The sequence below is a fragment of the Cryobacterium sp. 10I1 genome, from assembly GCF_035019805.1.
GTDB lineage: Bacteria > Actinomycetota > Actinomycetes > Actinomycetales > Microbacteriaceae > Cryobacterium > Cryobacterium glucosi.
Window position 1 is genome coordinate 1 of sequence record NZ_JASJVF010000384.1, and the last position, 2,154, is coordinate 2,154.

Here is a 2,154-nt window from a genome sequence, read left to right on the forward strand (position 1 = left end):
AAACGAGGGTGAGGGAGAGGGTGGACCGGTAGGTGCCGACTGACTTCTCGGGCGGCGCGACGAAAGTGAGGCCGGCGAGGTCGAGGGCGGTGGCGCAGGCGACCGAGGTCTTTCCGACGCCGCCCTTGCCGGTGAAGAACAGGAAGCGGGGTGGGTCCTCAAGGAATCGCATCGGGGCGGCTTAGCAGCAGCCGGAGGCGCCGCCGCAGCATCCGCCCGATTTTGCGGTGAGGCCCAGCTCGGACCGGGCCGGCTCGACCTGCGACGCGACCGTCGACGCGACCTTCGACGCGACGTTGGACGAGTCACCGAGGCCGGCGAAGCCGAGCAGTTCGTCGCGGCTCGGATAGGTGCCGGTCGCGACGGTGACGCCGTCGACGACGGTCAGGGGGAGGCCCTTCGAGCCCACGGTGTGCATGAAGCCGCGGACCGTCTCGTCGGTGGTGAAGGCGGTCGGGTCGGTGGCGAGGTTGTGGCGTTCGATGTCGGCGCCCAGGTCCTTGAGCCGGCGCACGTCGGCGGTCACGGTGACCAGGGATGCGTCGGTGTCGGTTCCGCAGACCCCGGACTCGCAACACAGGGCCGGCTCGTAGATTCGAATGGCAGCCATCTCGTACTCCTCAATTCACTATATCGACATTCATCGATACCCCCAGTATGACCCTCTATATCGACAAGTGTCAATACGCGACTATGCTGGGCCCATGTCGATCACCTCCCTGCTCCCCATCGCCTCGCGTGGCGCGTGCTGCGCGCCGCTCACGCGCGAGACGCTCGCCGCGGCGGATGCCGTTGACCTCGCGCGCTCGCTCAAGGCCCTCGCGGACCCGACCCGGCTGCGCCTGATCTCGATCGTGGCCGCATCCGAAGGTCAGGAAGCCTGCGCCTGCGACCTGACGGCACCGGTCGGGCTGAGCCAGCCCACTGTGTCCCACCACCTCAAAGTCCTGACCGACGCCGGATTCCTCAGCCGCACCCAGCGCGGCAACTGGGCCCATTTTGCGCTCGTACCCGGCGCGCTCGACTCGGTCGCGCGGCTGCTGACCAGCGCATGACCTCGCAGCGATCATCCGAAGGAAGGAACCACCCATGACTGAAAAGACAGACATCACCGAGCTCGTCCGCGAACGCTACGCCGCCGCGGCGCTGCAGCTCACCGACGTGTCGGCTGCATCCGGCTCGTGCTGCGTTCCCACCGACCTCGGGAACGGCGACGTCTTCGGATCGGTCCTCTATACGGGCGGGGAGGGGTCCGAAGTGCCCGAGGAAGCGCTGCTGGCGAGCCTCGGCTGCGGCAACCCCACGGCGGTCGCCGACCTGCGCGCCGGCGAAACCGTGCTCGACCTCGGCTCCGGAGGCGGCATCGACGTGCTCCTCTCCGCGCGGCGGGTCGGCCCCACCGGTTTTGCATACGGCCTCGACATGACCGACGAGATGCTGTCCCTCGCCCGGGCCAACGCGGACAAGGCCGGCGCCACGAACGTCGAATTCATCAAGGGCCGGATCGAGGAGATCCCGCTGCCCGACGCATCCGTCGACGTCATCATCTCCAATTGTGTGATCAACCTCTCCGCCGACAAGACCGCCGTCATCACGGAGATGTTCCGGGTCCTCAAGCCCAGCGGGCGGCTCGGGATCTCCGACGTCGTCGCGGAGGACCACCTCAGCGAGCAGGACCGCATCGAGCGCGGCAGCTACGCCGGCTGTATCGCCGGCGCGCTCTCCCACCGGGAGTACCTCGACACCCTGGCCGGGGCGGGATTCACCGGGATCAGCGTCGACTACACCCACGAGGTCGCCCCCGACATGCACGGCGCCATCGTCAAGGCGGTCAAGCCCACCGTCTAGCCGCGTGTGGCGCGGGCCGGGAGGCGCCCGGGCGTACACTGTCGGGCATGAATGCCGTGGATTTTTCCGAGGTTGAGCGCAAATACGACGTCGACGCGGCATCCGTTCTCCCGCCGCTGCATGAGCTCCCCGGCGTGACCTGGGTGGATGCCCCTGTCGACCAGTCGCTCGACGCCGTCTACTTCGACACGGCCGACCTCACCCTTGCCGCGCACCGGATCACACTGCGGCGCCGCACGAAGGCACGCATCAGGTTCGCCGGTTGCGTCACCGTGGCCGCCGCGATGCTCGCGATGACTCCGGTCC

The 2,154-nt window shown here is 68.2% G+C and carries 5 protein-coding genes; 3 read left to right on the forward strand and 2 right to left on the reverse strand.

Annotated features, from left to right (window positions below; translation table 11 throughout):
* Positions 1-172: ArsA-related P-loop ATPase (locus QN345_RS20655; protein ID WP_416347675.1), on the reverse strand; the 172-nt coding region annotated here is incomplete at its 3' end.
* A 9-nt stretch (positions 173-181) separates the two neighbouring features.
* Positions 182-610, reverse strand: a complete 429-nt coding sequence (gene arsD, locus QN345_RS18275) for an arsenite efflux transporter metallochaperone ArsD (protein WP_134448243.1) — start codon at positions 608-610, stop codon at positions 182-184.
* 94 nt (positions 611-704) lie between these two features.
* Here arsD and QN345_RS18280 point away from each other — a divergent pair, with 94 nt between their 5' ends.
* The 3 genes from QN345_RS18280 to QN345_RS18290 form a co-directional block, all read left to right on the forward strand.
* Positions 705-1,055: an ArsR/SmtB family transcription factor gene (locus QN345_RS18280; RefSeq protein WP_134448245.1), complete on the forward strand. Its 351-nt coding sequence runs from the start codon at positions 705-707 to the stop codon at positions 1,053-1,055.
* 34 nt (positions 1,056-1,089) lie between these two features.
* The gene (arsM, locus tag QN345_RS18285; RefSeq protein ID WP_134563956.1) at positions 1,090-1,848 is read left to right on the forward strand and encodes an arsenite methyltransferase; all 759 of its coding nucleotides are present in this window, start codon (positions 1,090-1,092) and stop codon (positions 1,846-1,848) included.
* A 47-nt stretch (positions 1,849-1,895) separates the two neighbouring features.
* Positions 1,896-2,154 (forward strand): CYTH domain-containing protein (locus QN345_RS18290; protein WP_323509034.1); only part of this gene is annotated, 259 nt, incomplete at its 3' end.